The sequence below is a fragment of the Embleya sp. NPDC005971 genome (assembly GCF_040629175.1).
In the GTDB taxonomy this organism is placed as follows: Bacteria; Actinomycetota; Actinomycetes; order Streptomycetales; family Streptomycetaceae; genus Embleya.
Map to the genome: position 1 here is coordinate 24,765 of NZ_JBEXUX010000094.1, position 5,932 is coordinate 30,696.

Here is a 5,932-nt window from a genome sequence, read left to right on the forward strand (position 1 = left end):
CCGAGGCGGGCGCGGAGCGCGGCGACCGGCGGGGCTCGGAAGTGGCACCCCGAGGCGGGCGCGGAGCGCGGGGGTGGCGCTCCGGGGTGGGTGTTGGTGGTTCAGGGTCGGCGGAGGGTGGCGAAGGCTCGGTTGGGGTGGGTCCAGGTTTCGGTCATGGTGAAGTGGTGGGCGCGGGCCAGGACGCGTAGGGCCGGGGTGCCGATGCGGGCCCAGCGGAACGCGCCGCCGTGGCAGCCGTGGTCGTCCTCGACGCGGGCGGCGAAGCGTTCGTGTACGTCCTGGGCGTCGGTCTCCACCACGAGCAGGCCGCCTGGGGCGAGCAGGCCGTGCATGCGGTCGAGCAGCCGGCCGGGGTCGCCGCCGATGCCGATGTTGCCGTCGGCGAGGAGCGCCGCCGCCCAACGACCCTCGCCCGGCAGCGGCTCGAACACCGACCGGCACAGCGCGGTGGCGCCGGCGGCCAGGGCCCGCGCGACGGCGGCCGGCACCGGGTCGATGCCGAGCGCGGTCACTCCTCGGCGACTCAGGGCCGCGGCCAGTCGACCCGGGCCGCAGCCGACGTCCAGGGTGGGACCGGTGCATCGGGCGAGCATGGTGTCGTCGGCGGTGTCCGGGTCGGCGCACCAACGGGCCAGTTCCAGGCGTTGTCGACGGTGGCCGTGGCGGCGTACGTAGAGCGCTCCGCCTTCGCGCAGGGCGACCGCGTACGGGTCGGTCCCGGCGCCCGCCGGCCCGTCGGCCGTCGTACCGGCCCGCGTGGCCGCCGGGAGGTCGGCCGTGCGATCGGGTTCGCGCACCAGGGTCATGCGTACACCTCCCCGCCGAGCAACGCGCGGGCCACGCCGGCGCAGTGCGAGTCGGGGATGTCACGGGTGACGGCGGCCAGGTCGGCGACCGTGTCGATGTCGGTCAGGGTGGGCAGGTCGCGGACGGTCAGCCCGGCGGCGAGCAGCCGCGCGCGCTGGATCGCGCCGGTCCTCGGCACCGACATCGGCACGCCGGGAAACACCGACGGGTCCGGCTCGCGCAGCCCGATCGCCCAGAATCCGCCGTCGGTCGCCGGGCCGAACCACGCGTCGGCGGCCGACCAGTCCACGGTCAGCAGTTCGGGAGTGATCTGCGGGGTGTCCATGCCGACCAACAGGGTCGGCCCGGTACAACCGGCGAACGCGGCGGCCAAGCGCAGATCCAGGCCGCCGAGCCCCTGGGGCACCACGTCGAAGCCGGCGGGCAGCCACGGTCCGGGCTCGCCGGCGAGCACCAGTACGCGATGGCGGGCGGGCGTCGCCAGTACGGCCGCGAGCGTGTCGGTGAGCGCGGCCTCGGCCACGGTCGCGGCCTGGTCCGGGGTCAGCGGCGGGGTCAGCCGGGTCTTGACCCGACCGGGCAGCGGCGCCTTGGCGATCACCACGAGGGTGCTCATGCGGGCCGCCCCGCGCGGGCGAGCACGGCGCTCATGTCCCGAACCGCGGTGACCGTGCCCCGGACCGTACCGGTGACCTTCGAGCGGCCGGAGCGCGGCAGATAGCGCACGTCCACCTCGGCGATCCGCCAGCCGGCGTCGGCGGCGCGGACCACGGTCTCCAACGGATAGCCGGAGCGGCGATCCACGACCTCCAAGGCGAGCAGGTCGACGCGCCGGGCGGCCCGCATCGGCCCGAGGTCGCGCAGCCGAGCGCCCGTGCGCCCGCGCAACCGCCGAGCCAGGACGGCGTTGGCCAGGCGCGCGTGCGGCGGCCAGGAACCCAGGGTCTGGGGGCGGCGGCGGCCGAGCACCAGATCCGCGGCGCCGGCGAGCACGGGGTCGGCGACCTCGGGCAGTTGGCCGGGGTCGAGCGACGCGTCGCAGTCGCAGAAGCACACGACCGGCGCGGTCGCCGCGAGCAGCCCCGCGTGGCAGGCCGCGCCGAACCCGCGCCGCTCCTCGACCACCACGTGGGCGCCGAACGAGCGGGCCAGTTCGGCCGAGCCGTCGCGCGAGCCGTTGTCCACGACGATCGGGCGATATCCGGCGGGCATCCGGGCCAGCACCCACGGGAGCGCGTCGGCCTCGTCGAGGCACGGCAACACGACGTCCACGCGGGGCACGGCGGGGGGCGTTTCGGAGTGCGTTCCGGACGGCATCTCGGCAGGCGTTCCGGAAGGTGTTCCGGAAGACGTGTCGGAGGTCGTTCCGGAAGACGTCTCGAAGGTCGTGCCGGGATGCTCGACGGGAGGCGCGGCAGGATGCTCGGCGGGAGGCGTGGCGGGATGCGCTGAAGAGGCTTCCATGCGGCTCACGCTAGATACGCACCGGCCGCATACCCAGGCATGACGTGCTTACGGAGTGCTGACGTCGCGGCGATACGGCCATGTGGGTTACGGCCCTCTTACGGATCGACCGCCCGCCGGAATCGTCCCCCTTCGCGCACCTACACTCGCCGGCATGAAGGTGCTCGTCGTCGACGACGATCCGACCGTGGCCGAGGTCGTCGTCGGCTATCTCGAACGCGCGGGGTTCCGCACGGCGCACGCCGCCGACGGGCCCGCCGCGCTCGATCTGGCGTTCGCCGAAATGCCGGACCTGGTGGTGCTCGACCTGATGTTGCCGGGCATGGACGGGCTGGACGTCTGCCGGCGGCTGCGCGAGCGCGGTCCGGTGCCGGTGGTCATGCTGACCGCACTGGGCGACGAGGGCGACCGGGTGCTCGGCCTGGAGGTCGGCGCGGACGACTACGTCACCAAGCCGTTCAGTCCGCGTGAGCTCGTGCTGCGCGTGCAGTCCGTGCTGCGCCGGGTCGCGGCCCCGGCTGCGGCGGCGCCCGTACTGCCGTCGGTGTTGCGGCACGCGGACATCGAGGTGGACGTCGCCGCCCACCGGGTGCTTCGTGCCGGTCGCGAACTCTCGCTCACCGCACGCGAGTTCGACCTGTTGTGCTTCTTTCTCGGCAGTCCGGGCCGGGCCTTTTCCCGGGACGAGTTGATGCGCCGGGTCTGGGGCTGGGAATTCGGCGACCAGTCGACGGTGACCGTGCATGTGCGTCGGCTGCGGGAGAAGATCGAGGACGACCCGGCCGCTCCCCGACTCCTGGTCACCGTGTGGGGCGTGGGGTACCGACTGGAGGTCGAGTCCGCGTGCCCGTGAAGGATTTCGCACTGATCTGCCTGATCGCGGCGGGCAGCGGGCTCGGGGTCACCCTGCTGGGCCTGCTCGGTTTGCGCGCGCTGCGCAATCGCTCGCTCTCGGTCGCGCTGGCCGCGATGTCGATGGTCACGATAGCCGGCATGGCCGCGGGTACGGTCGGGGTCTCCCAGGCGATGTTGCTCTCCTCGCACGACCTGACCGTGGTGATGGTGGTCTGCGCGGTCTCGGCGGTGCTCGCGATCGGCGTGGCGATGTTGCTCGGCCGCCCGGTGGTGGCCGACGTGCGGGCGCTGCGGGGCACCGCGCGGGCACTCGGCGGCGGCCCGTCCGGACCGCCGCACCGGATCTCGGCCGTGGCCGAACTCGCGGAATTGGGACGGGAGTTGGAGCGTGCCGGAGTGCAGCTCAGCGAATCCAGGGAGCGCGAGCGGGCAGTCGAGCACGCCCGGCGCGAGCTGATCGCGTGGATCTCGCACGACCTGCGCACCCCGCTCGCGGGTCTGCGTGCGATGGCCGAGGCGCTGGAGGACGGGCTGCCGGAGGATCCGGCGCGCTACCACCGACGGATCAGGACCGAGGTGGATCGGCTCAGCGGGATGGTGGACGACCTGTTCGAGTTGTCCCGGATCCAGGCGGGCGCGCTGAAGCTGACCCTGGCGCGGGTCTCGCTCTACGATCTGGTGGCGGACGCGATGGCGGGTACGGAGGAGTTGGCCCGGTCCTGCTCGGTTCGGGTGGCGGGCGAGGACATCGCCGCGGTACCGGTCCGGGTGGACGGCCGCGAGATGTCCCGGGCGTTCACGAATCTCCTGGTCAACGCGATCCGGCACACCCCCTCGGACGGCACGGTCGCGGTCGGCGTACGCACCGCCGAGAACGAGGTCGTGGTCTCGATCACCGACGCATGCGGCGGCATCCCCGAGGAGGACCTCCCCCGAGTCTTCGACACCGGCTGGCGCGGCACCCACGCCCGCACCCCGGCCCCCGGCGGCGGCGCGGGCTTGGGCCTGGCCATCGTCCGAGGCATCGTCGAAGCCCACGCGGGACAGGTGGGCGTGGCGAACACGGGAATGGGCTGCCGCTTCGAGGTGAGACTGCCGGCGGGGTGAGGGTGGCGTTGGGGGCGGGGGCGCGCGAGGGGATCGGGTGGGCGGTGGTCGTGGGCTGGGTCCGACACCAGACCTGAAATCGTGAGCGAAGCGAGCCGGTCAGCGGAAATGCAAGCCAAGCCCGACACCGGGAGCGAGATCGCAAGCGGAGCCAGTGGGTGGGCGGTGGTCGCGGGCCGGGCTCGACGCCTGGGGCGAGGTCGTGAGCGAAGCGAGCCGGTGGCGGCGGTCGCGGGCCGAGCCCGACAGCCGACCCGAAATCGCGAACGGAGCCAGTGGGCTGACACGAAACGCAAGCCTGGCCCGACACCTCGGGCGAGGTCCGAGCGCAGCGAGTCGGTGGGCGGCGGTCGCGGGCTGTGCCCCGACACCCGACCCGAAACCGCGAGCGCAGCGAACCGGTGGACCTCGATCGCATGGCGAGCCCGGCGCCTCGGGCGAGGTCGCGAGCGGAGCGCGGGTGGACGGCGGTCACGGGCTGGGCCCCGACACCCGACCCGAAACCGCGAGCGCAGCGAGCCGGTGGACCTCGATCGCATGGCGAGCCCGGCGCCTCGGGCGAGGTCGCGAGCGGAGCGCGGGTGGACGGCGGTCACGGGCTGGGCCCCGACACCCGAGCCGAAATCGCGAACGGAGCGAGCCCGTCAGTCCGAAATGCAAGCCGAGCCCAATACCGGGCGCGAGATCGCAAGCGCAGCGAGTCGGTCGACGGTGGTCGCGGCCGGCCTCGACGCCTGGGGCGAGGTCGCGAGCACAGCGAGCCGGTGGGCGGCGGTCGTGGGCCGGGCTCGACACCCGACCCGAAACCGCGAACGGAGCCAGTGGGCTGACACAAACGCAAGCCTGGCCCGACACCTCGGGCGAGGTCCGAGCGCAGCGAGTCGGTGGGCGGCGGTCGCGGGCCGGGCTCGACGCCCGAGCCGTGGTCGAGAGCGCGGCGAGCCGGCGGGCCCGGTCGCATGGCAAGCCCGACACCCAGGCAAGGTCGCGAGCGGAGCGAGTCGGTAAGCGGCAAATCGCATGCCGAGCCCAACACCGGGAGCAAAATCGCACACGCAGCGATTCGGTAGGCCCAGCACGCGAACCAAGCCCGACACCCGACCTGAAGTCGTGAGCAAGCTGGCGGGCCGACACGAAACGCAAGCCTGGCCCGACGCCTCGGGCGAGGTCGCGAGCGCAGCGAGTGGGTAGGCAGGGAGGTCGCGGGCCGGGCCCGACACCCGAGCCGGAGTCGCGAGCGGAGCGAGCCGGTGGACCCTGGTCGCGGGCCGGGCCCGACGCCCGAGCCGAGGTCGAGAGCGCGGCGAGTCGGTGAGCGGCAATCGCATGCCGAGCCGGACACCCGACCTGGTCGCGAGCGCAGCGAGCGGGTGGGCAGGGTGGTCACGGGCCGGGCCCGACACCCGACCCAAGGTCGTGAGCGGAGCGAGCGGGTGGGCCCGGTCGTGGGCCGACCCCACACCCGAGCCGAGGTCGCGAACGCAGCGAACCGGTGGACCCCGGCCGTGGGCCCGACCCCACACCCGAGCCGAGGTCGCGAACGCAGCGAGCGGGGTGGGCGGCTTTCGGCGATGCAGCGCTGCTTTTTATTGGGCGCCTTTGGCGCCGGCTCGCGAGGCACCACTTTTTTGCTCCGTCGCAGGCTCCTCCACAAAAAAGTGGCCCCTCGCTCGTGACTTCGTGTCCCTTCGCTTCG

General features: G+C 73.6%; 5 protein-coding genes. 2 read left to right on the forward strand and 3 right to left on the reverse strand.

What is annotated here, in order from left to right:
- Window positions 1-101: 101 nt before the first annotated feature.
- Genes ABZ374_RS43890 through ABZ374_RS43900 form a run of 3 tightly spaced genes read right to left on the reverse strand, consistent with a single transcriptional unit; the run spans window position 102 to window position 2,127 of the window.
- Complete coding sequence (locus ABZ374_RS43890) at window positions 102-809, reverse strand: methyltransferase domain-containing protein (protein ID WP_360323371.1); 708 nt, start codon at window positions 807-809, stop codon at window positions 102-104.
- Entirely contained in the window at window positions 806-1,426 is a 621-nt protein-coding gene (locus ABZ374_RS43895) for a TIGR04282 family arsenosugar biosynthesis glycosyltransferase (protein ID WP_360323373.1), read from the reverse strand. The genes ABZ374_RS43890 and ABZ374_RS43895 overlap by 4 nt, the downstream gene beginning before the upstream one ends.
- The gene (locus ABZ374_RS43900; protein ID WP_360323375.1) at window positions 1,423-2,127 is read right to left on the reverse strand and encodes a glycosyltransferase family 2 protein; all 705 of its coding nucleotides are present in this window, start codon (window positions 2,125-2,127) and stop codon (window positions 1,423-1,425) included. The genes ABZ374_RS43895 and ABZ374_RS43900 overlap by 4 nt, the downstream gene beginning before the upstream one ends.
- A 301-nt stretch (window positions 2,128-2,428) precedes the next feature.
- Here ABZ374_RS43900 and ABZ374_RS43905 point away from each other — a divergent pair, with 301 nt between their 5' ends.
- Both ABZ374_RS43905 and ABZ374_RS43910 read left to right on the forward strand, forming a co-directional pair.
- A complete protein-coding gene (locus ABZ374_RS43905) occupies window positions 2,429-3,127 on the forward strand; it encodes a response regulator transcription factor (RefSeq protein ID WP_360323377.1) in 699 nt (232 codons plus the stop codon).
- Window positions 3,124-4,236: a HAMP domain-containing sensor histidine kinase gene (locus ABZ374_RS43910; protein ID WP_360323381.1), complete on the forward strand. Its 1,113-nt coding sequence runs from the start codon at window positions 3,124-3,126 to the stop codon at window positions 4,234-4,236. Before ABZ374_RS43905 ends, ABZ374_RS43910 begins: the two co-directional genes overlap by 4 nt.
- The last annotated feature ends 1,696 nt before the right edge of the window (window positions 4,237-5,932 follow it).

What these genes read in the sequence shown, in the direction of transcription:
- ABZ374_RS43900 (WP_360323375.1), bottom strand. Translation starts at nt 2,127, where the DNA reads ATGCCGTCCGGAACGCACTCCGAAACGCCCCCCGCCGTGCCCCGCGTG.
- ABZ374_RS43905 (WP_360323377.1), top strand. Translation starts at nt 2,429, where the DNA reads ATGAAGGTGCTCGTCGTCGACGACGATCCGACCGTGGCCGAGGTCGTC.
- ABZ374_RS43890 (WP_360323371.1), bottom strand. Translation starts at nt 809, where the DNA reads ATGACCCTGGTGCGCGAACCCGATCGCACGGCCGACCTCCCGGCGGCC.
- ABZ374_RS43895 (WP_360323373.1), bottom strand. Translation starts at nt 1,426, where the DNA reads ATGAGCACCCTCGTGGTGATCGCCAAGGCGCCGCTGCCCGGTCGGGTC.